The sequence below is a fragment of the Cupriavidus sp. 207A1 genome, from assembly GCF_057798955.1.
In genome coordinates, this window is the sequence record NZ_JBYOJO010000012.1 from 176109 (window position 1) to 195928 (window position 19820).

At 68.2% G+C, this 19820-nt stretch carries 20 protein-coding genes; 13 read left to right on the plus strand and 7 right to left on the minus strand.

Going from position 1 to position 19820, the window contains the following annotated elements; translation table 11 throughout:
- Positions 1 to 9 precede the first annotated feature (9 nt).
- The 4 genes from dbpA (at position 10) to AC3FMM_RS21915 (ending at position 4569) form a co-directional block, all read left to right on the plus strand.
- A complete protein-coding gene (dbpA, locus tag AC3FMM_RS21900; protein ID WP_116312003.1) occupies positions 10 to 1419 on the plus strand; it encodes an ATP-dependent RNA helicase DbpA in 1410 nt (469 codons plus the stop codon).
- Positions 1420 to 1574: 155 nt separating this feature from the next.
- On the plus strand, positions 1575 to 2015 hold the full coding sequence (locus tag AC3FMM_RS21905) for a CBS domain-containing protein (RefSeq protein ID WP_018006712.1): 441 nt from the start codon (positions 1575 to 1577) through the stop codon (positions 2013 to 2015).
- 359 nt (positions 2016 to 2374) lie between these two features.
- Positions 2375 to 3865 (plus strand): MDR family MFS transporter, encoded by a 1491-nt coding sequence (locus tag AC3FMM_RS21910; protein ID WP_488687506.1) that lies wholly within the window; start codon positions 2375 to 2377, stop codon positions 3863 to 3865.
- An 83-nt stretch (positions 3866 to 3948) separates the two neighbouring features.
- A complete protein-coding gene (locus tag AC3FMM_RS21915; RefSeq protein ID WP_488687481.1) occupies positions 3949 to 4569 on the plus strand; it encodes a glutathione peroxidase in 621 nt (206 codons plus the stop codon).
- A 25-nt stretch (positions 4570 to 4594) separates the two neighbouring features.
- On the opposite strand, the gene gstA is transcribed toward AC3FMM_RS21915, so the two are convergent.
- The 3 genes from gstA to AC3FMM_RS21930 form a co-directional block, all read right to left on the minus strand.
- On the minus strand, positions 4595 to 5221 hold the full coding sequence (gstA, locus tag AC3FMM_RS21920; RefSeq protein WP_115707682.1) for a glutathione transferase GstA: 627 nt from the start codon (positions 5219 to 5221) through the stop codon (positions 4595 to 4597).
- A 139-nt stretch (positions 5222 to 5360) separates the two neighbouring features.
- Positions 5361 to 6089 (minus strand): maleate cis-trans isomerase family protein, encoded by a 729-nt coding sequence (locus AC3FMM_RS21925; RefSeq protein WP_115679064.1) that lies wholly within the window; start codon positions 6087 to 6089, stop codon positions 5361 to 5363.
- A 98-nt stretch (positions 6090 to 6187) separates the two neighbouring features.
- A complete protein-coding gene (locus tag AC3FMM_RS21930) occupies positions 6188 to 7486 on the minus strand; it encodes an MFS transporter (protein WP_488687482.1) in 1299 nt (432 codons plus the stop codon).
- Between the two features lie 190 nt (positions 7487 to 7676).
- Here AC3FMM_RS21930 and AC3FMM_RS21935 point away from each other — a divergent pair, with 190 nt between their 5' ends.
- The 3 genes from AC3FMM_RS21935 (at position 7677) to AC3FMM_RS21945 (ending at position 10730) form a co-directional block, all read left to right on the plus strand.
- Positions 7677 to 8396 (plus strand): GntR family transcriptional regulator, encoded by a 720-nt coding sequence (locus AC3FMM_RS21935; protein WP_172581706.1) that lies wholly within the window; start codon positions 7677 to 7679, stop codon positions 8394 to 8396.
- 36 nt (positions 8397 to 8432) lie between these two features.
- Positions 8433 to 9281, plus strand: coding sequence for a fumarylacetoacetate hydrolase family protein (locus AC3FMM_RS21940; RefSeq protein ID WP_116312007.1), 849 nt, complete (start codon positions 8433 to 8435; stop codon positions 9279 to 9281).
- A 204-nt stretch (positions 9282 to 9485) separates the two neighbouring features.
- Positions 9486 to 10730, plus strand: coding sequence for a M20 aminoacylase family protein (locus AC3FMM_RS21945; RefSeq protein WP_116312008.1), 1245 nt, complete (start codon positions 9486 to 9488; stop codon positions 10728 to 10730).
- A gap of 24 nt (positions 10731 to 10754) precedes the next feature.
- Here AC3FMM_RS21945 and AC3FMM_RS21950 read toward each other — a convergent pair whose 3' ends face one another.
- Positions 10755 to 11627 carry an AraC family transcriptional regulator gene (locus tag AC3FMM_RS21950; protein WP_198035956.1) on the minus strand — a complete coding sequence of 291 codons (873 nt, stop codon included), beginning with the start codon at positions 11625 to 11627 and terminating at the stop codon, positions 10755 to 10757.
- 127 nt (positions 11628 to 11754) lie between these two features.
- On the opposite strand from AC3FMM_RS21950, the gene AC3FMM_RS21955 reads away from it, so the two are divergent.
- Positions 11755 to 13002, plus strand: a complete 1248-nt coding sequence (locus tag AC3FMM_RS21955) for an MFS transporter (RefSeq protein ID WP_326347566.1) — start codon at positions 11755 to 11757, stop codon at positions 13000 to 13002.
- 21 nt (positions 13003 to 13023) lie between these two features.
- Here AC3FMM_RS21955 and AC3FMM_RS21960 read toward each other — a convergent pair whose 3' ends face one another.
- Positions 13024 to 13575 carry a MarR family winged helix-turn-helix transcriptional regulator gene (locus tag AC3FMM_RS21960; RefSeq protein ID WP_116377969.1) on the minus strand — a complete coding sequence of 184 codons (552 nt, stop codon included), beginning with the start codon at positions 13573 to 13575 and terminating at the stop codon, positions 13024 to 13026.
- 97 nt (positions 13576 to 13672) lie between these two features.
- On the opposite strand from AC3FMM_RS21960, the gene AC3FMM_RS21965 reads away from it, so the two are divergent.
- From AC3FMM_RS21965 to AC3FMM_RS21975, 3 genes are all read left to right on the plus strand, one after another.
- Positions 13673 to 14584 (plus strand): EamA family transporter, encoded by a 912-nt coding sequence (locus AC3FMM_RS21965; protein WP_116313211.1) that lies wholly within the window; start codon positions 13673 to 13675, stop codon positions 14582 to 14584.
- Between the two features lie 97 nt (positions 14585 to 14681).
- Positions 14682 to 14948: a hypothetical protein gene (locus AC3FMM_RS21970; protein ID WP_240987640.1), complete on the plus strand. Its 267-nt coding sequence runs from the start codon at positions 14682 to 14684 to the stop codon at positions 14946 to 14948.
- 99 nt (positions 14949 to 15047) lie between these two features.
- Positions 15048 to 16037, plus strand: coding sequence for a Bug family tripartite tricarboxylate transporter substrate binding protein (locus AC3FMM_RS21975; RefSeq protein ID WP_115707692.1), 990 nt, complete (start codon positions 15048 to 15050; stop codon positions 16035 to 16037).
- Between the two features lie 35 nt (positions 16038 to 16072).
- Here AC3FMM_RS21975 and AC3FMM_RS21980 read toward each other — a convergent pair whose 3' ends face one another.
- Positions 16073 to 16753, minus strand: a complete 681-nt coding sequence (locus AC3FMM_RS21980) for a response regulator transcription factor (RefSeq protein WP_115679073.1) — start codon at positions 16751 to 16753, stop codon at positions 16073 to 16075.
- Positions 16754 to 16984: 231 nt separating this feature from the next.
- On the opposite strand from AC3FMM_RS21980, the gene AC3FMM_RS21985 reads away from it, so the two are divergent.
- On the plus strand, positions 16985 to 17713 hold the full coding sequence (locus AC3FMM_RS21985) for a response regulator transcription factor (protein WP_115681359.1): 729 nt from the start codon (positions 16985 to 16987) through the stop codon (positions 17711 to 17713).
- Positions 17710 to 18489, plus strand: coding sequence for a sensor histidine kinase (locus AC3FMM_RS21990; RefSeq protein ID WP_488687483.1), 780 nt, complete (start codon positions 17710 to 17712; stop codon positions 18487 to 18489). Before AC3FMM_RS21985 ends, AC3FMM_RS21990 begins: the two co-directional genes overlap by 4 nt.
- 51 nt (positions 18490 to 18540) lie before the next feature.
- Here the strand turns inward: AC3FMM_RS21990 and AC3FMM_RS21995 are convergent, their stop codons facing one another.
- Positions 18541 to 19620, minus strand: coding sequence for a porin (locus tag AC3FMM_RS21995; RefSeq protein WP_115707696.1), 1080 nt, complete (start codon positions 19618 to 19620; stop codon positions 18541 to 18543).
- Positions 19621 to 19820: the final 200 nt, after the last annotated feature.

Genomic DNA, 19820 nt, shown 5'->3' on the forward strand with positions numbered 1-19820 from the left:
TAATCCCGCATGAACTCTACCCCCGCCCAGCCGCCAGCCGGCCCCGCTTTCTCCACCCTGCCCTTGTCGCCCGCCATGCTCGCCACCCTGGCGCAGCTCGGCTATGACGAAATGACGCCGATCCAGGCGGCCAGCCTGCCGATCACATTGGCCGGCCAGGACCTGGTGGCGCAGGCCAAGACCGGCAGCGGCAAGACCGCGGCGTTCGGACTGGCGCTGCTGCACCGGCTCGATCCGCGCCGCTTCGACGTGCAGGCCATGGTGCTGTGCCCCACGCGCGAGCTGGCCGACCAGGTCACGCAGGAAATCCGCCGCCTGGCGCGCGCCGAAGAGAACGTCAAGGTGCTGACGCTGTGCGGCGGCGCGCCGATGCGCCCGCAGGTCGACAGCCTGATCCATGGCGCGCATATCGTGGTCGGCACGCCGGGCCGCATCCTGGACCATATCGATCGCGGCAGCCTGGATCTGTCGGCCATCAACACGCTGGTGCTGGACGAGGCCGACCGCATGCTCGACATGGGCTTCTTCGACGATATCGCCTATGTGGCGAGCCGCTGCCCCAGGGACCGGCAGACGCTGCTGTTTTCGGCGACCTACCCGCCCGGCATCGACAAGCTCAGCCACCGCTTCCTGCGCAGCCCGCAGTCGCTCAAGCTGGAGGCCACGCATGACAACAGCACCATCCGCCAGCGCTTCTACGAGGTGGAAGAAAGCGAGCGCCTGAACGCGGTGGGGCGGCTGCTGGACCACTTCCGCCCGGCCAGCACGCTGGCCTTCTGCAATACCAAGGCGCGCTGCCGCGACCTGGTGGAACTGCTGCGCGCGCAGGGCTACCAGGCGCTGGCGCTGCATGGCGAACTGGAACAGCGCGAGCGCGACCAGGTGCTGGTGCAATTTGCCAACCGCAGCTGCTCGGTGCTGGTGGCCACCGACGTGGCGGCGCGCGGGCTCGATATCGCCCAGCTCGAGGCAGTGATCAATGTCGAGATCACCCCCGACCCGGAAGTCCACGTGCACCGCATCGGCCGCACCGGCCGTGCCGACCAGGAGGGCTGGGCCTTCAGCCTGGTCAGCATGGACGAGATGGGGCGCGTGGGCAACCTTGAGCAGCACCACGGCGGCGAGTTCGAATGGCACCCGCTGGCCGAGCTGACGCCGGCGAGCACCGAGCGTCTGCTGGCGCCGATGGTGACGCTGCAGATGCTGGGCGGCCGCAAGGAAAAGATCCGCCCCGGCGACATCCTTGGCGCGCTGACCGGCGAGGCGGGCTTTGCCAAGGAGCAGATCGGCAAGATCAACGTGCTGGAAATGTCCACCTATATCGCCGTGGAACGCAGCATCGGCCGCGAGGCGGTGAAGCGGCTCAACGCCGGCAAGGTCAAGGGCAAAAAGGTGAAGGTGCGGATGCTGACGGAGTAATGCACGCGCCCGGTAGTGGGAGCGCCACACCCTTGCTTACAAAGATTAGCGTAAGTCACCCTGTAAGCCCGCGCGATCCTTTGCTACTCTGGTTCCATTGGCAGCAAGCCAGGTAGCGCCAGCCGCATGTTTTCTCGACGGAAAAGGAGTTGGTGATGAAAACCGCACGCCAGGTTCTGGAGTCCAAGCCGAGTCAGGCCATCTACAGCATTCCGCCCACGGCGTCCGTCTACGCCGCGCTGCAGCTGATGGCCGAGAAAGGCATCGGTGCGCTGCTGGTTATCGAGCATGGCGAGATCAAGGGCATCATCAGCGAGCGTGATTACGCGCGCAAGGTGATCCTGATGCAGCGCACCTCGCGCGAGACGCTCGTGCGCGACATCATGACCACCGCGGTCATCTACGTCAGCGCCAACCAGACCACCGACGAATGCATGGCGCTGATGACACGGCACCGGCTGCGCCACCTGCCGGTGATGCAGGGCGACGAGCTGATCGGCATGCTGTCGATCGGCGACCTGGTCAAGGACATCATCTCCGAGCAGCAGTTCATCATCGAACAGCTGGAGCATTACATCACTGGCGGCGGTCGCTAGCGTTTGCATCCGCCTGAAGCAGGGCCGCCTTGCTGCGGCCTGCTTTGTCCCTTGCTTTCACGGCAAGGCAGCAGCGCCGTGCGCGGTCCTGCAGTCCATCCCGATCCTCCGCCAGCACGATATTCGCTGGCCGCATATAATTATGCGTTCGCTGAATTAGGCCACCCGCTCCGGCATCACGCCCCCCTCGCGCGGTTCCCGGCCGAGATTCCCTGCTTTTGACGTTGCTTTCGCCGCACATCGATGCGGCCTTGTGCTTGCCCATGTCTTCGCCCGCCTCCGCCGGTCCCGCCGCGTCCGCTGTCTCGTCCTCGCCCAACCTCGCATCCGCCCTGCCCGCGCATGACCATCGCGCGGTGATGCGCGTGATCGGCGGCATCGTGCTGTGCATCCTGCTGGCCGCACTCGACCAGACCGTGGTGATCCCGGCGGTGCCGGCGATTGCCAATGACCTGAACGGCTTCGGCCACCTGTCGTGGATCGTCACGGCGTACCTGATCGTGTCGACGGTGACGACGCCGCTGTACGGCAAGCTGTCCGACAGCTTCGGGCGGCGGCGCCTGCTGATGGTGGCGATTACGCTGTTCATCGGCGCTTCGGTGGCGTGCGCGCTGGCGCAGACGCTGGGGCAGCTGATCCTGTTCCGCGCGCTGCAGGGCGTGGGCGGCGGCGGGCTGATGTCGCTGGCGCAGGCCGCCATCGCCGACGTGGTGGCGCCGCGGCAGCGTGGGCGCTACCAGGGCTACCTGGCCACGGTATGGGCGGTGGCGTCGATCGCCGGGCCGCTGGTGGGCGGCTGGGTCTCGGACCACATGTCGTGGCGCTGGCTGTTCTGGGTCAACGTGCCGCTGGGTCTGCTGGCGATGTTCATGTGCTACCGCGGCCTGGCCATGCTGCCCGCGCGCGGCGGGCGTGCGCGCGTCGACTGGCTGGGCGCGCTGCTGCTGGCGGTGGCCATCGTCGCCTTCCTGCTGGCGATGAGCTGGGGCGGCGATGTCTACGACTGGCTCTCTCCTGAACTGGGCGCCCTGCTGCTGGCCGCCGTCGCGGCCGTGCTGCTGCTGACCTGGCAGGAGCGCCGCGCGGCCGACCCGATGCTGCCGCCGCGCCTGTTCGCCAATCGTGCCTATGTGCTGGGCGTGGCCGCGTCGGCGCTGGCGGCGCTCGACATCTTCCTGTGCATCTTCGCCCTGCCCCTGCACTTCCAGCTGGTGCGCGGCGCCGATGCGTCGACCTCCGGCCTGCTGGTGATGCCGTTCCTGCTGGCGACGGTGGCGGGCAACTTCATCGTGGCGTGGCTGGCGCCGCGCGTGGGCCGCCTGCGCGGCATCCTGAGCGCGGGCTATGTTGCCGGCGCGCTGGGCCTGATCGTGCTGGCGCTGGTGACCCCGGCGGTGCCGCTGGCGGTGGTGCTGGCGGCGATGACGCTGGCGGGCGTGGGCCTGGGCATCACCATGGTGGCAACGCTGATGAGCGTGCAGAACGCGCTGGAGCGCCGCGATACCGGCGCCGGCACCGGCGCGCTGCTGGTGCTGCGCTCGCTCGGCAGCGCGCTGGGCGGCGCCCTGGCCGGCACGCTGCTGACGCTGGAATTCCGCCAGGCGCTGGCGGCCTCGGGGGTCACGCAAGCGCTGGACCTGGGCGCGCTGCGCCATGGCAGCGAAGCCTTCGCGCAGCTGTCGCCGTCGGTGCGCGCGGTGCTGGCCGGCGGCGTCGAATCCGGCTTCCACCTGATCTTCGCGGTGGGTGCCGCGGCGGCGGTGCTGGCCTTGCTGATCGTGCGCCGCATGCCGGACGTGGAGCTGCGCAGCAGCGTCACCGAGCACGTCGCCACGCTGGCGATGGACTGACGCGCGGCCGCCTCCGGCTGCCCGCCATCGGCGTAGACTACGCGTACCCGAACCAGCGAGCCGACCACCGGAGCCCCGTTGCCATGAGCCGTCGCCCCCCGCCTTTGCGCCTGTCCGTTCCCCTGGCTGCCGCCCTTGCCGTGGCAGCCGCCAGCGCAGCCCTGTTGCCGGCGCCGCTGCGCGCTGCCGACAAGCCTGCCGCCCCTGCCGCCGCTAGCAGCTGCCCGGCATCGCTCAACTTCACCTTCCCACGCCTGCAGGACGATGCGCCGCAGAACCTGTGCCAGTACGCTGGCAAGGTGGTGCTGGTGGTCAATACCGCGAGCTATTGCGGTTTCACGCCACAGTACGAAGGGCTGGAGGCGCTGTACGCCAAGTACAACGCGCGCGGGCTGGTGGTGCTGGGCTTTCCGTCCAATGACTTCTCGCAGGAGCCGGGCTCGCAGAAAGAGATCGCGGACTTCTGCTACAACACCTACGGCGTCAAGTTCCCGATGCTCGGCAAGTCGCATGTGCGCGGCAGCGACGCCAACCCGATGTACGCGCTGCTGGCGAAGCAGACCGGCACCGCGCCGAAATGGAATTTCTACAAGTACCTGATCGGCCGCGACGGCAAGGTGGTGGCCAGCTACGGCAGCCGCACCACGCCGGACGACAAGGAACTGGTGGCGAAGATCGAATCGCTGCTCGCCGCGCCGCGCTGAGCAGCGATCCTCCGTGCCGCTGGGCTCAGTCGCGCACCAGCCCTTCGGCTCGCATTGCTTCCTGGACTGCGGGCCGCGCGGCAACGCGCGACAGGTATTGCTGCAGCGCCGGGTAGTCGTTCAGCGGCAGCTTCAGGATGCGGGCCCAGCCGACGATGGTGAAGCAGTACGCATCGGCCACCGTGAAGGTGTCGCCCGTCAGGTACTGGCGGGTTTGCAGGTGCTGGTCGAGTTCGGCAAAGCGGCGCTGCAGCTTGGCCTTGCACTCGTCCTGCGTGCTTTGCGCGGTTTCCTTGTGCCACAGCCACGGGCTGAAGACCTTGTGCAATTCCGTCGACACCAGCGTGATCCAGCCGGTGGCGTCAAGGCGCTCGCGGGTGCCGGCCGCGGGCAGCAGCGCGCGTTCGGGTACGAGGTCGGCAATGTACTGCAGCAGCGACGCCACCTCGGTATGGCGCGAGCCGTCGTCCAGCTGCAGCAGCGGCACGTAGCCGCGCGGGTTGATGGTGTAGTAGTCGTCGGTGCCGTGTTCCGGCACGGCCAGCTTGTGGGTGTGCAGGTCGACTTTGGCCAGCGTGACCGGCAGGCCGGCTTCGCGCAGGGCGATATGGACGGCCATCGAGCAGACGCCCGGTGTGTAATAGAGCTTCATCGCGATCCTGTAGTGGTTGCCTGGCCGCCACGCCATGCGGCGACCGTGGAGGCAGTCTAGGATCGGGGCCCTTATGCAGCAATGCGCGTCCGTGCGGACGCGCATTGCAGATCTGCACAGGGCCGGCTGAGGTCCCGGCTTACTCGACCTCGCGGAAGAGGCGGCCCCAGCCGCGCAGCTCGCGCGTATCCACGCCGCACAGGCGCAGCGACTTCCATACCACCGTGGAAATGGTGTCGTACAGCGGGATGCCGGTCTCGGCTTCCAGTTCTTCGGCCAGGTGCGCGGCGCGCAGGTTGGTGCAGAAGGTGGTGATGGCCTGCGGCTGGTGCTGCGCCAGCCCGCGCACCATCTCGCGGATGGTGTCTTCCTCGACCTCGGCGAAGCTGTAGTTCACGTGCAGGTCCAGGTGGCTCTCGGCCACGCAATGGAAGCCGCTGCGCTCATAGTTGGCGATGATGCGCTGCTGCACGTCGTCCAGATACGGCGTGGCCAGGCCGAAGTTGCGCGCGCCGGTCTTTTCCAGGATCTCGTTGAGCGCCAGCACCGAGGTGGTGGCCGGGATGCCGGTGGCTTCGGTGATCTGTCTGCACAGCGCTTCGTCCTTGTCGAAGCCGAGCCAGCCGGAAGAGGTGCCGTTCCAGGCGATGACGTCTACACGCGCGTCGGCCAGCAGGCTGGCGGCGGCCAGGATCTTGTCGAGGTTGAACTGGCCCAGGGCCTGGTCGCGCAGCGAGATCTCGGTGACGGTGAAGCGCGAGAAATGCGCGCTGACATGGGGCAGGCCGGCGACCATCGCGCTGGTGATGGGTTCGAGCGCGGTGTTGGAAGACGGCGTCAGCATGCCGAGTCGGATTTGCTTGGTCATTTTGCTCTTGTCTCAGGAGTGAGTGCGCGCGCCGGGACGTTGCCGGCGCCTGTCGCGGGATTTCGTCTGTTTGCGGAACTCGGTGATCCGACGGGTCTTCAGACCGGGATCTTAGTCTCGTAGTCGATCGCGGTGGAAGCCAGCAGCAGGCCCACGCCGGCCGCGGCAAAGAACATCAGCGCCAGGAAGTACGAGCCGGTGAACTGCACGATCATGCCGACGATGATCGGCACCGAGATGCCGCCGATATTGCCGCCCAGGTTCATCACGCCACCCAGGAAGCCGACCTTGTTGCGCGTGCCCAGCATCGACGGCACGCACCAGAACAGGCCGCACCAGCGCAGGAAGAACAGCGTGGACGACAGCAGCACGACCACCACCAGCGGGTCGGTGACATAGGCGACCGAGAAGATCGACGCCGTCGCCACCACCGCGGCGATGCCGAACAGCGTGCGCATCACCACGTTGGGCTGGCCGCCGGCTTCCTTCCATTTGTCGGCGATCCAGCCCCCGATCAGTTCGCCGACGAAGCCGCTGAAGAAGATGATGAAGCTGGCGCCGCCCATCTGCTTGATGTCGAAGCCGTGCACCTTGTTCAGGTAGTTGGGCATCCAGGTCAGCAGGCCGTAGAACACGGTGTTGAAGCACATCCAGCCAATTGCCATGCACCACACCGAGCGGTACTTGAAGAAGTCGAGCGAGCGGCCCGACAGGTTGGCCGGCTCGGCGCGGTGTTCATTGGCCAGGGCGTCCTCAATGTAGCGGGCTTCCAGTTCGTTGACGCCGCGGTGCTCGCGCGGGGAATTGCGCACGTAGTACCAGGCCAGCACGCCGGCCAGTACCGTACCCACGCCGGCGACGATAAAGGCCAGTCGCCACGAGTCCAGCGCGGCGATCAGCCAGGTGATGATGATCGCGCCCAGGGCCGCGCCCAGCGGGGCGCCGCCGTCCAGCAGGGTGGCGCCGCGGCCGCGCTCGTTCTGCGTCATCCAGATCGCGTTGAGCTTGCCGCCGGCCGGGTAGATCGGCGCCTCGGCCGCGCCCAGGCCCAGGCGTGTCAGCAGCAGCTGCGTGGCGTTGGTGGTGAAGGCCGCCACGGCCTGGGCAATGCCCCAGAACACGGTGGCGCACGCAATCACGATGCGCGGCTTGTACTTGTCGGCCAGCATGCCGCCCGGTACCTGCATCAGCGCGTAGGTCCAGAAGAAGGAGCTGAGGATCAGGCCCTGCATGGTGGGGCTGAGGTCGAACTCCTTGGCGATCAGCGGCATGGCCACCGACAGCGAGGCGCGATCGATGTAGTTGATCGCGATGAGAAACAGCATCATCAAAAAAATCTTCCAGCGCACCGAGGTCCTGGCCTCGGTCATCACTGTTGCCCGCGTTGTCGTCTGCATGACGGCGTCTCCTGTTTTCGTCCTTTGGTTGAGGCAGTTCTGATGGGGGTGTCGCGCAACAGGCCGGAGTATAGGATACGTAATCTGTAATTACAACGCTCGTAAGTCATTGATTTTACGATGTTGCGGATGCACAATTTCGGGGTGTGGTAGCCTTGCTGTGGTGCATTTCCCCATTTTGGTGACGTCTGTGACACAAACGCTTTCCCCTTCCGCGCGCCTGCGCACGCTCGGCATGTCGGCCGAGATCGCCGCGCGGCTGCGCACCATGATCGAAGAGGGCGAACTGCCGCCCGGTGCGCGCATCGACGAACGGGCCTTCTGCGAGACCTTCGATGTCTCGAAGACGCCGCTGCGCGAGGCGCTGAAGGTGCTGGTGTCCGAGGGACTGGTGCTGCACCGGCAGTACATCGGCTACCGGGTGGCGCCGCTGGACCTGGAAGAACTGCGCGCCACCTTCGAAACCCTGCACGGGCTGGAGGCGCTGGCGGGCGAGTTGGCGGCGCAGCGGCTGGGCGCGGCGGCGATGGCCAAGCTGGAGCGGCGCCACCAGGCCATGATCGATGCCCACGCCGCTGGCCGGCGCACCGACTATTTCCGCATCAACCAGGAGATCCACCAGCTCATCATCGACGGCGCCGCCAACCCGGTGCTGGCCGGCGTCTACGCCACGCTGATGAGCAAGGTGCACCGCGCCCGCGGTGCCGCCAACGCCGATACCCTGCGCTGGCAGGAGTCGCACGAGGAGCACGAGGCCATCATGGCCGCGCTGCGCGAGCCCGGCCGGCCGCGGCTGGCGCAGGTGCTGCGCAGCCATTCCGAGAACACCGCGCGGGAAGTGCTGACCGTGGTGGCGCAGACGCTGGCCGAAGGCAATGCGCGCAACGGCGCGCTCAAGCAATCCGCCTGAACCCCTTCCAAGAACACACACCACCCAACGACGACGATGAAACTGGTTCGAGTAGGCAACCCCGGCGCGGAGCGCCCCGGCATGATCGATGAGGCAGGCCGCGTGCGCGATCTTTCCGCCGTGATCCACGATGTCGATGCGGCGCAGTTGGCGCCGGCCGCGCTGCAGTCGCTGGCCCAGGTCGACCCGCACACCCTGCCGGTCATCGAAGGCGCGCGCTTTGGCGTGCCCTGGACCGGTATCGGCAAGATCGTGGCGATCGGCCTGAACTATGCCGACCACGCCGCCGAAGCCGGCATGCCGCTGCCGGCCGAGCCGATCGTATTCCTCAAGGCCAACAGTTCGCTCAATGGTCCCAACGATGCGGTGATGCTGCCGTTCGGCTCGCACAAGACCGACTGGGAAGTGGAGCTGGGCGTGATCATCGGCACTACTGCGCGCAATGTTTCGCGCGAACAGGCGCTGGAGCATGTGGCCGGCTACTGCGTGGTCAACGATGTCTCGGAGCGCGAATTCCAGATCGAGCGCGGCGGCACCTGGGACAAGGGCAAGGGCTGCGACACCTTCTGCCCGGCCGGCCCGTGGCTGGTGACCCGCGATGAAGTGCCGGACCCGCAGGCGCTGGGCCTGTGGCTGGAGGTCAACGGCGAGCGCGTGCAGCAGGGCACCACCGCGACCATGGTGTTCGACGTGGCCACGCTGGTCAGCTATGTCAGCCGCTTCATGACGCTGCTGCCAGGCGACCTGATCGCGACCGGTACCCCGCCCGGCGTGGGCATGGGCTGCAAGCCGCCGCGCTTCCTGAAAGCCGGCGACACCATGCGCCTGGGCGTGGATAAGCTGGGCGAGCAGGTGCAGCGGGTGGTGGCGTACGGCGAGCGCTGAAGGGGACTGCCGAAAGGGTTCCCCAGCGATACGCTTTCATACAAAGCGTTGGGTTTCCACACAAAGCGTACGATTAGGGCAACAGATCTGGCGCAGAAAGCGGCCCGATTACATGGTTTTACAGGAAATCCGGGGCCTGACGTTTCGCTCGCGTTTTCTGCGTGAAATACTGGTTATACAGGTTTCGCCAGAGAGCAAAACGTCATGTCCGAGCACGCCCCCGAAATCGAGTCTTACCTCGGCGCCACCCTCCAGTCCCCCGCGTCCCCGCTGAAGCGCCGATACTGCGCGCTGGCCGATACCCTCGACAGCCGCGCCGAACTCGAAGCCATCCGGCGCAATATCCACCAGCACCCCGAACTGGCCTTCGACGAGGTCCGCACCGCCGGCCTGGTCGCCACCTTGCTGGAAGGCTGGGGCTACGCGGTCACGCGCGGCGTGGGCGGGACCGGGGTGGTGGGGACGTTGCGCTGCGGCGAAAGTGGCCACAGCGTGGGCATCCGCGCCGACATGGACGCGTTGCCGATCCACGAGCGCACCGCGCTGCCGTACGCCAGCGTCAACGCGGGCCGCATGCACGCCTGTGGCCACGACGGCCATACCGCGATCCTGCTCGGCGCGGCGCGGCAGCTGGCGCGCACGCGCAATTTCAACGGCACCGTGCACCTGATCTTCCAGCCGGCCGAGGAAATCGGCGCCGGCGGCGGTGCCGAGCGCATGCTGGCCGACGGGCTGTTCGAGCGCTTTCCTTGCGATGCCATCTTCGGGCTGCATAACCATCCGGGCGTGGAGCAGGGCACATTCCTGTTCCGTTCCGGTCCGTTCATGGCGGCGTGCGACACCGTCACCATCACCATCCGCGGCAAGGGCGGCCACGCCGCGCGACCGCACCAGTCGGTCGATCCGATCCTGGTGGCAGGCAGCCTGGTGATGGCGCTGCAGTCGGTGGTGTCGCGCTATGTCGATCCGAACGAGACCGCCGTGGTGACGATCGGCACGCTGCACGCCGGCCACGCCCCCAACGTGATCCCCGACCATGCGCGCATGGAACTCAGCGTGCGCTCGTTCAGCCCCGACGTGCGCGCCGCGCTGGAGCACCGCATCCGCCAGCTTGCCACGGCGCACGCCGAAGGCTACGGCGCGGTGGCAGAGATCGATTACGTGCGCGGCTACCCCGTGCTGGTCAACAGCGAGCGCGAGACCGAGTTCGCGCGGCAGGTGGCCGAGGAACTGGTCGGCCCCGGCAAGGTGGTGGACCAGGCCGCGCGCATTGCCGGCAGCGAGGACTTTGCCTACTTCCTGCAACAGCGCCCCGGCTGCTTCGTGCGGCTGGGCAACGGCGCCAACCAGCCGCTGCTGCACAACGCCGGCTATGACTTCAACGACGACAACCTGACCGTCGGCGCGGCCTACTGGACCCGGCTGGTGGAGCGCTACCTGGGCAACTGAGCGCGGCTTCCGCGCTCCGGGGCCTCAACGGAAGAAAGCGCTCGGCGGCACGCCGAACTGCCGCCGGAACATGGTCGCGAACGCGCTCGGGCTGTCGTAGCCCAGGTCCAGCGCCACATCCACCACCTTGCTGCCGGCCGCCAGCTTTTCCAGTGCGGCCAGCAGGCGCGCCTGCTGGCGCCATTGGCCGAAGGTCATGCCGGTTTCGCGCGCAAAGCGGCGCTGGATGGTTTTGGGGTCCAGCCCCAGTTGCGCGCCCCAGTCTGCCAGTGTCAGCGCGGTGTCGGGCGCCTCGGCGATGGCCTCGCAGATCTGCCGCAGGCTGGCATCGACCGGGCGCGGCAGGTGCAGCGGCAGCGACGGCACCAGCATCACTTCATCGAGCAGCAGCCGCATCAGGCGCGCATCGCGCGTGTCGGGCGCGTAGGGCAGGGCGATCTCGACCGCGGCCAGGATCAGCTCGCGCAGCAGCGGCGAGATGCCCAGCACGGTGCAGCGCTGCGGCAGGTCGGGCGCGGCATCGGGGCGGATATAGGCGGTGCGCATCTGCACCCGGCCAACCATGCGGATCCAGTGCGTGGTGCCGCCCGGCATCCACATGCCACGCGTAGGCGGCACGATCCACTGGCCTTCGGCGGTGGCCACCACCATCACGCCATGCACCGCGTGGATCAGTTGCGCATGCGGGTGCTGGTGAGGCTGGGTCACGTGGCCGGGCAGGTAGTCGGCCGCCATCGCTGTGACCGGCAGCGGGCTGCGGTCGAAGCGGAAATAGGGCGGCGGATCGGCGTAGGTATCGCCCAGCGCCAGCGTCTCGGGCGTGGGATCGGGAAGTGGCTGCCGGGATCGGCGGCTGTCGGGGGCCGCGGCGGAAAGAGGGCGGGGGGCGCGCGCCATGTCCTTTTCTCCAAGGTTGCGGACCTATTCTCGCAGGACAGGCGCCGGCGTGCCAGCTAGCATCGGTGCTCAGATCCTTCGTGGCCGGCCTCCCCGCTGGCCGCTTTCCGTTCGTCGAGAGCCGCCAATGAGCACAACCATCGACTCCGCGCCGGCTGGCGCAGCCCCCGCGACCCCCTCGCTTGCTCCGTCCCCGCAGGCGGAACGCACCGGTTTCCGCGTGCTGTCCGCGATCAGCTTCGCCCACTTTCTCAACGACATGATCCAGTCGTTGATCCTGGCGATCTATCCGATGCTGAAGGGCGGCTTCAACCTCAGCTTCACCCAGATCGGGCTGCTGACCATGACCTACCAGGTCACCGCGTCGCTGCTGCAGCCGGTGGTGGGGCTGTACACCGACAAGCATCCCAAGCCGCATTCGCTGGCCGTGGCGATGGCCTTTACGCTGGCCGGCCTGCTACTGCTGTCGGTGGCGCCCAGCTATGGCGTGCTGCTGGTGGCCGCGGCGCTGGTCGGCACGGGTTCGTCGATCTTCCACCCGGAGTCGTCGCGCGTGGCGCGCATGGCGTCGGGCGGGCAGCACGGGCTGGCGCAGTCGATCTTCCAGGTCGGCGGCAACGGCGGCAGCGCCATGGGCCCACTGCTGGCGGCGCTGATCGTGCACCAGCAGGCCAGCCTGGCGTGGTTCTCGCTGGCGGCGCTGGTGGGCATCGTGGTGCTGTGGCGCATCGGCGGCTGGTACGCGCGCCAGCTGGCGCAGGGCGCGCGCAAGCGCAAGGCCTCCGGCGCCTCGGCCAGCCCGGTGGCGACGCGCGTGGTGGTGCGGGCCATGGTGGTGCTGATGGTGCTGGTGTTCTCCAAGTACTTCTACATGGCCAGCCTGACCTCGTACTACACCTTCTACCTGATGGAGCGCTTCGCGCTGGCACGCCAGGACGCGCAGCTGCACCTGTTCCTGTTCCTGTTCGCGGTCGCGGCCGGCACCATCCTGGGCGGCCCGATTGGCGACCGCATCGGCCGCAAGCGCGTGATCTGGGCCTCGATCCTGGGCGTGGCGCCGTTCACGCTGCTGCTGCCGCACGTGGGCCTGTTCTGGACCACGGTGCTGACCTTCATCATCGGCTTTATCCTGGCCTCGGCGTTCTCGGCGATCCTGGTGTTCGCGCAGGAGCTGATCCCCGGCAAGGTCGGCATGGTGTCGGGCCTGTTCTTCGGTTTTGCCTTCGGCATGGGCGGCATCGGCGCCGCGGTGCTGGGCGGCATGGCCGATACGCACGGCATCCGCGCGGTGTACGAGTACTGTGCCTACCTGCCGCTGCTGGGGCTGCTGACGGTATTCCTGCCGGACCTGCGCGAACGCCCGCAGCGCGCCTGAAGCGCAGCTCAGTCGACTGATTTAGTCGCCCGACTTGCCTTCGCCGCCATCGCCGGCGGGCGGCTCGAACATGCGCAGCCAGCGGCGCAGCAGCGCGGCCAGCTGCGCGCGCTCCGTCGCGGTCAGCCCTTCCAGCAGGCGGTGCTCGTTGGCCACGTGCAGCTCCACCGCGTGGTCGACGCGCTCGCGGCCGGCGTCGGTCAGCGCCACCAGCAACCCGCGCCGGTCTTCCGGATTGGGCTCGCGCCGTACCAGCCCGGCCCGCTCGAGGTGATCGAGCCGGTTGGTCATGGTGCCCGAGGTGATCATCAGCGAACCGATCAGCGCGCCTGGCGACAGCGCATAGGGCGGCCCGGCACGCCGCAGCGTCGCCAGCACATCGAACTCCCACGGCTGCAGCCCGGTCGCGCCCAGCGCGGCCTCGATCGCCCGGCCGGTATGGCGATTGAGCCGGCCCAGCCGCCCCAGGATGCCCATCGGCGAGGCATCGAGATCGGGCCGTTCGCGCGCCCATTGGGCGAGGATGCCGTCGACATGGTCGGGCGCGTCTTCGGGTTTGCGGCGGGCGGTCATCAGGGCAGGGGATACAGGTGCAAGGGGTGAGCGAAGTATCTTGACATCAACCGATCGCCTTCGTAAAGTGATTTATCTTGACATCAAGAATATCGACATGAAGGCGAACAGCGTTTCGACGACTGCGGCGGCCGGGCCAGGGTTCCGGGACATCCTGTTGACGGGCCTGGCCCCCGCGATCTGGGGCAGCACTTATCTGGTGACGAGTCAGTGGCTGCCGCCTGGGCAGCCCTTGCTTTCCGGCGTGATCCGGGCGCTGCCGGCCGGCCTGGCGATGCTCGCCATCGGTCGGCAACTGCCGCAGGGCGGGTGGTGGTGGCGCGCGGCGGTACTGGGCGTGCTCAATATCGGCTTCTTCCAGGCGATGCTGTTCATCGCCGCCTACCGCCTGCCGGGCGGCGTGGCGGCCACGGTCGGGGCGATCCAGCCGCTGATCGTGGTGGTGCTGGCGTGGGCCTGGCTGGGCGCGCGGCCGCGCCCCGCCGCGTGGATGGCCGGCGCGGGCGGGCTGCTCGGCGTGGCGCTGCTGGTGCTCGGACCGGCCGCCCGGCTGGATGCCGTCGGCGTCGCTGCGGCGGCTGCGGGAGCGGTGTCGATGGCGGTGGGCACGGTGCTGACGCGGCACTGGCGGCCGCCGGTCTCGCCGCTGGTGCTGACGGCATGGCAGTTGTGCGCGGGCGGGCTGTTCCTGCTGCCGTTCGCGCTGGTGCTGGAACCGCTGCCGGGTCATTTCACGCTGGTCAACTGGCTGGGCTACGCGTGGCTCAGCATCGTCGGCGCCGGTTTCAGCTACGCGCTATGGTTTCGCGGGGTAGGGCGCATGGCGCCGGCGGCGGTGGCGGCGCTGGGCCTGCTCAGTCCGGTCAGCGCCACCGTGCTCGGCTTCCTGGTGCTGGGGCAGGCACTGACCGCGGTGCAGGCGGCCGGCGCGCTGCTGGTGCTGGGCAGCGTGTGGCTTGGCCAGCGCGCGGCGGCACCAGCCACGGTGGCGCGCACGCAGGCGGCCTGATGTCATCCGCGAAGGGTGCTGCTGCCGCGCGGAATTTTGCGGCATCATGGCGGGCACTCAAGTCAGACCTGCCCCGTTTCCGCCGACGCCGCCGACGATGCCAGCCGCCCCAGACCCTTCCACCGCCCCCGCCATGCCGCCCTGCGAGCGCTGCCTGGCGCTGGCCGACGATCCGCGCCGGCGCGAGCCGCCGGCCTGCCTGGCGCTGCGCGGCACGGCCCCGGTGGTGACCCAGAGCGCCGCCGGGGTGCCGTACAGCATGCTGTCGTTCTGCTGCCGCGACTGCGGCACGGGCTGGCGGCTCTATGATCGCGCCAACGAGCTCTTCGTCTCGTGGGTGCCGGAGCGGCCGCTGGAGCGCTGAACGCGCCGCATGATCGGCTAAGATAGCGGCTGTTCCGCGCCGCGCCGGCCCGTTGCCGCCGCGCGGCCGCTTCCGTCGAATCTCTCCCGCTTTCCCATCATGGCCTTCCCCTTCCGCCCGTCGCTGCTGGCCGCAGCGTGCGTCTTCGCTGGCACCGCACTGACCCACGTTACGGCCGCCGCGGCCGACGCCTATCCCAGCCGCCCGATCCGCCTGATCGTCGCCTATCCCACCGGCGGCATCAGCGACACCGTCGCGCGCGCGCTCGGCGAGCGCCTGTCGGCGCAGATGGGCACCTCGGTGGTGGTCGAGAACAAGGCCGGCGCGGGCGGCAGCATCGGCATCGATGCGGTGGCCAAGGCAGCGCCGGACGGCTACACGCTCGGCTTTGCCGCCACCAGCCCGCTGACGCTGAATCCGCACGTCGGCCGCGTCAACTACGATCCGCAGAAGGACGTGGCGCCGGTGATGAGCGTGATGTACTCGCCGGTGCTGGTGGTCGCGACTTCCGCGTTCAGCGGCAAGAGCTTTGCCGACGTGGTCGGCCAGGCCAGCGCCAAACCGGGTTCGGTACGCTGGGCCACGTCGGGCCTGGGCACGGTTGGCCATGTGGTGCTGGAACAGGTCAAGCAGAAATCGAAGGCCGACATCGTGCTGATCCCGTACAAGGGCGCGGGCCAGCAGATGAACGATGCGCTCGGCGGCCAGTTCGAGGTGATGAGCACCAACGCCAGCCCGGTGCTGAGCCAGCATATGCAGGCGGGCCGCCTGCGCGCGCTGGCGGTGGGCGCGCCCAAGCGCCTGGAGAGCCTGCCCGCCGTGCCGACGCTGGCCGAGCTGGGCTACCCCAAGGCCAACCTGACCTCCACCTTCGGTGTGTTCGCGCCGGGCAAGACCCCCGCGGCCATCATCAACCGCCTGAACGCCGAGCTGAACAAGGCGCTGGCAGAGCCGGAAGTGCATGAGCGCCTGCTCAAGGGCGGCGAAGTGCCGACCGGCGGCACGCCGGCGCAGTTTGCCAAGGCCATCCGCGAAGAGTCCGCGGAGAACGCCCGCATCGTCAAGGAAGCCGGCATCAAGGCTGACTGAATCACCCGGCCCGGCGTGCCGGCGCCGCAGAAGCGCTAGGCCGCATCGAGCCGGCTGCCCAGCCCGTATACCGACGACAGCCGCACGCCGTTGTGCGGCCACAGCGCCAGCTTGGTGCGCACGCGCGACAGGTGGCTGTCCACCGTGCGCGAAGCGGCGTCCATGTGATAGCGCCAGACCTGGTCGACCATGGTCTGGCGCAGCACCAGCGAGCCCAGGTTGCGGAACAGCAGCACCGCCAGGTCGAATTCCTTCGGGGCCAGCAGCACCGGCTTGCCCTGCACCCACACCTGCCGCTCGGCGGTGGCAAAGCGGAACGGCCCGTGTTCCAGGTCGCAATCCGCGCTCGCCGGCCGCGCGCGGCGCAGCAGCGCCAGCACGCGCGCGGCCAGTTCCGCGGTGCGCAGCGGCTTGGGCACGTAGCTGTCCGCGCCCTGCGCCAGGCAGGCCGCGACAAAGCCTTCTTCGTTAGAGGTTCCGGTCAGCATCACCGGCATCTCGGGGCCCAGCATGCGGCGCACCCACGCCAGTACTTCCAATGCCGGGAGGCCCGGCGTATCGCAATCCAGCATCAGCAGGTCGAACGACCTGCCGCGCAGCGCGCCGATCACGGCGCGCCCGCTGAGGTAGCGCGTGCACTGGTGGCCGTTCAGGCGCAGGGTCTGTTCGATGCTGACGGCGAGGGTGGGGTCCGCCTGCAGCGCGGCGATCTTCACGGACGTGGCTCTTGTGCGCGGACGCACCGCAGTGCGCCGCCGGGATGGACACAGCTCGACAAACAGGTTGTGCGGGCACGGGTCGCACCGCAGCGAAGCCCATGGTAGGAGCGGCCCGCTGAGGCGAGAAGTAAAAGATTGTTGAAAGGCGAGATTGAGCGCTTTCCTATTCGGGCGGGCCGCTACACCGGATTAAATGTCCCGCTGATGGCCAGCTACGTCGGAGGCAACATGGGAAAGAAAACGGCACCGCGCATTGCATCGCTCGAGGACGCGCCCGCGGATGCGGCGCTGATCCGCCAGGTCGTCGCCAGCGCGGGATTCGAATGCGTCAGCTTCAGCGAAAGCCGGCGCCTGCTGCTGGCGCTGCGCGACGCCGGCTTCGACCTGCTGCTGCTGGACTGGCAGATGCCGGACCTGTCCGGGCGCGAGGTGCTGGCCTGGGTGCGCACCCACCTGGACCGGCGCATCCCGGTCATGTTCCTGAGCTGCCGCGATGCCGAGCACGACATCGTCAGCGCGCTCGCCGCGGGCGCCGATGACTACATGGTCAAGCCGATCCGTCCGGCCGAGCTGGCCGCACGCATCGAATGCCTGCTGCGGCGCGCGTATCCCGCGCAGGCGTCGCCGCACGCGCCGCTGCGATTGGGCGACTACGCCTTCGACTGCGCGTTGCGCCGGGTCACCTGCAACGGGCAGCCGATCGGCCTGACGCCCAAGGAGTTCGATCTTGCGGTGCTGCTGTTCCGCCACGAAGGCCGCATCGTCACGCGCGACCACATCACCGCCGCGGTCTGGGGCCGCGAGATCTCGCCGATGTCGCGCACCATCGATACCCACGTGTCGCGCGTGCGCAGCAAGCTCGGGCTGCAGGCCGGGCGCGGCATGCGGCTGACCCCGGTCTATACGCACGGGTACCGGCTGGAGCGCCTGGCACACGCCGAGCGGGCCGCGGCATGACGGCGCGCCCGCTGCGCCTTGCGCTGCTTGCTGCGGCGTGGTGCCTGGGCGGCTGCTGGCTGGCGCGACGCAGCCGCAGCGGGGCTGCGGTGCAGGCGCCAGCAGGTGGCTGCGACGTGCGCGATCCGGCCGCCGTGCACGACATGCTGCTGCATGCGCTGGGCCACGACCTGCGCGAGCCCAATGCCTCGCTGCTGGCGTGGCTGGCGCTGCGCCAGACCCGGTCGCAGGCCGATGCGGCGCTGCTGGCGCAGGTGGACGGCCATGCGCGCCGCTCGCTGCGCCATATCGACGACCTGAACCGGCTGCTGCGCGAAACGCGGCATGCCTATCGGATGCGGCGGCTCGCCATGGAAACTCTGCTCGATGAAGCGCTCGACCGCGTCTGGACCGAGGCCGGCGCGGCCGGCATCCGGCTCGAACGCCCGGCCGGGCGCCTGCCGCGCATCGGCGGCGACGCGGGGATGCTCGCCGCTACGCTGGAATGGCTGCTTAGCAGCGCCATCGGCGCGGCGGCGCATGGCGCGGCCGTGCGCACCGCGTGCCGCGGCCATGCCGGTGGCGTGGCGGTGTCGATCGTGTTCGAGCCCGCCGATGATGCGGGCGCCGCGCAGCTGGCGCGGCCCGGTCCCGCGCTGCTGTGCGCGCAGCGCGTGGTGGCCCGCCATGGTGGCCTGCTGGTGCCGATGCAGCCGATGCAGCCGCTGCAGCCGATGCAAGCCGCTGCCGCGCAGGCCGGCTGGTACCTGTGGCTGCGGCGCCGGCCGCGCCCATGAAAAAAGGCACCCGAAGGTGCCTTTTGCCAGTGACTGCTGATCAGGAATCGATCAGAAGATGTGGCGGATACCGATGGCAGCGCCGGTCTGGTTGTTGCGGCCCGGCATTTCGGTGATGGTGCCGCCCGAAACCTTGTTGAAGTCAACCGTGCCGTAGACCTGGGTGCGCTTGGACAGCGAGTACTCGGCCAGCAGCACGCCGGTGTAGCGGCGGCCGTTGTTGTCGTTCACGCCGTTGACGTTTTCGACGTAGTCGCCGTAGAACACGCCGGTCAGGGCCAGCGCCGGGGTGGCCTGGTAGGTCACGCCGATGTAGCCGATGGTGTCCTTGCGCGGATTGGCTGCAGCGTTGCCGCCAGCCGGGATCGGGTTCAGCGTGGCGCCGCCCGTGAAGTTCAGCGAAGCATCAACCGAACCGGTGCGGTCCTTGCCGCCGATGTAGCCCAGGAAGATCTTGGCCGGGCCGATCGAGTACTTACCGGCAGCGCCCCACATCTGCTGCTTCTCGCCGGTGGTGTTACGGACTTCCTGGTACACGCCGCCGATGCCGAACGGACCAAAGGTGTAAGCGGCACGCGCGCCCCAGTACTGGTTCTGGCTCATGCTGCCCGGCTGCTCGCCGAAGCCGTAGCTGGCGCCCACGTCCAGGCCGCCGAACTTGCCGCCGTAGCTGACCACGTTGTCGTTACGGAAGTTGGTCAGGAAGAACGGCCAGGCGTTGTTGGTGTAGTTGCCGATGGTCAGCGGATCGTAGTCGCCGAAGAAGTTAAAGCCTTCGGTGTACTGGCGGCCCAGCTTGATCGTGCCGAAGTCACCGCTCAGGCCCACGTAGGCCTGACGACCGAACAGGCGGCCATTCTGGTTGGCGCGGCCGGTGTCCGGATCAAAGCCATTTTCCAGCTGGAAGATCGCCTTCAGGTTGTTGCCCAGGGCTTCGCTACCCTTGATGCCCCAGCGGCTGTTGGTGACGGCGCCGTTGGTCAGTTCCCACGAGTTGTCATTGTTGGCGTTCGCGTTCGTCTGGAAGCGGATGCTCTGGTCGACGATGCCGTACAGGGTGACGGAGGATTGTGCGAAAGCCGAACCTGCCAACAGGCTGCCGGCTGCGAGGACGATGGCCGATTTCTTCATGGTGCTCCTTTTCTGTCTTGTACTGTGCCCTTCGCCGGATCACGGCGGGGATAAGGTCTACGTTTCCTGTAAACGCCGCGAAAATTTAACAAAACGTAAGGAACAAGGACACAAAACTCCGTGGAGCCGCGCTTTCAAGCAGGAAATTGGTGCAATTCCGTTGTCTGGCCGCTACAGAATTCTGCATTTGGGTGATACGG

Excerpts from the sequence above, each read along its gene's own strand:
- dbpA (WP_116312003.1), top strand. The coding sequence starts at position 10 with ATGAACTCTACCCCCGCCCAGCCGCCAGCCGGCCCCGCTTTCTCCACC.
- AC3FMM_RS21905 (WP_018006712.1), top strand. The coding sequence starts at position 1,575 with ATGAAAACCGCACGCCAGGTTCTGGAGTCCAAGCCGAGTCAGGCCATC.
- AC3FMM_RS21910 (WP_488687506.1), top strand. The coding sequence starts at position 2,375 with ATGCGCGTGATCGGCGGCATCGTGCTGTGCATCCTGCTGGCCGCACTC.
- AC3FMM_RS21915 (WP_488687481.1), top strand. The coding sequence starts at position 3,949 with ATGAGCCGTCGCCCCCCGCCTTTGCGCCTGTCCGTTCCCCTGGCTGCC.
- gstA (WP_115707682.1), bottom strand. The coding sequence starts at position 5,221 with ATGAAGCTCTATTACACACCGGGCGTCTGCTCGATGGCCGTCCATATC.
- AC3FMM_RS21925 (WP_115679064.1), bottom strand. The coding sequence starts at position 6,089 with ATGACCAAGCAAATCCGACTCGGCATGCTGACGCCGTCTTCCAACACC.
- AC3FMM_RS21930 (WP_488687482.1), bottom strand. The coding sequence starts at position 7,486 with ATGCAGACGACAACGCGGGCAACAGTGATGACCGAGGCCAGGACCTCG.
- AC3FMM_RS21940 (WP_116312007.1), top strand. The coding sequence starts at position 8,433 with ATGAAACTGGTTCGAGTAGGCAACCCCGGCGCGGAGCGCCCCGGCATG.
- AC3FMM_RS21945 (WP_116312008.1), top strand. The coding sequence starts at position 9,486 with ATGTCCGAGCACGCCCCCGAAATCGAGTCTTACCTCGGCGCCACCCTC.
- AC3FMM_RS21950 (WP_198035956.1), bottom strand. The coding sequence starts at position 11,627 with ATGGCGCGCGCCCCCCGCCCTCTTTCCGCCGCGGCCCCCGACAGCCGC.
- AC3FMM_RS21955 (WP_326347566.1), top strand. The coding sequence starts at position 11,755 with ATGAGCACAACCATCGACTCCGCGCCGGCTGGCGCAGCCCCCGCGACC.
- AC3FMM_RS21960 (WP_116377969.1), bottom strand. The coding sequence starts at position 13,575 with ATGACCGCCCGCCGCAAACCCGAAGACGCGCCCGACCATGTCGACGGC.
- AC3FMM_RS21965 (WP_116313211.1), top strand. The coding sequence starts at position 13,673 with ATGAAGGCGAACAGCGTTTCGACGACTGCGGCGGCCGGGCCAGGGTTC.
- AC3FMM_RS21970 (WP_240987640.1), top strand. The coding sequence starts at position 14,682 with ATGCCAGCCGCCCCAGACCCTTCCACCGCCCCCGCCATGCCGCCCTGC.
- AC3FMM_RS21975 (WP_115707692.1), top strand. The coding sequence starts at position 15,048 with ATGGCCTTCCCCTTCCGCCCGTCGCTGCTGGCCGCAGCGTGCGTCTTC.
- AC3FMM_RS21985 (WP_115681359.1), top strand. The coding sequence starts at position 16,985 with ATGGGAAAGAAAACGGCACCGCGCATTGCATCGCTCGAGGACGCGCCC.
- AC3FMM_RS21990 (WP_488687483.1), top strand. The coding sequence starts at position 17,710 with ATGACGGCGCGCCCGCTGCGCCTTGCGCTGCTTGCTGCGGCGTGGTGC.
- AC3FMM_RS21995 (WP_115707696.1), bottom strand. The coding sequence starts at position 19,620 with ATGAAGAAATCGGCCATCGTCCTCGCAGCCGGCAGCCTGTTGGCAGGT.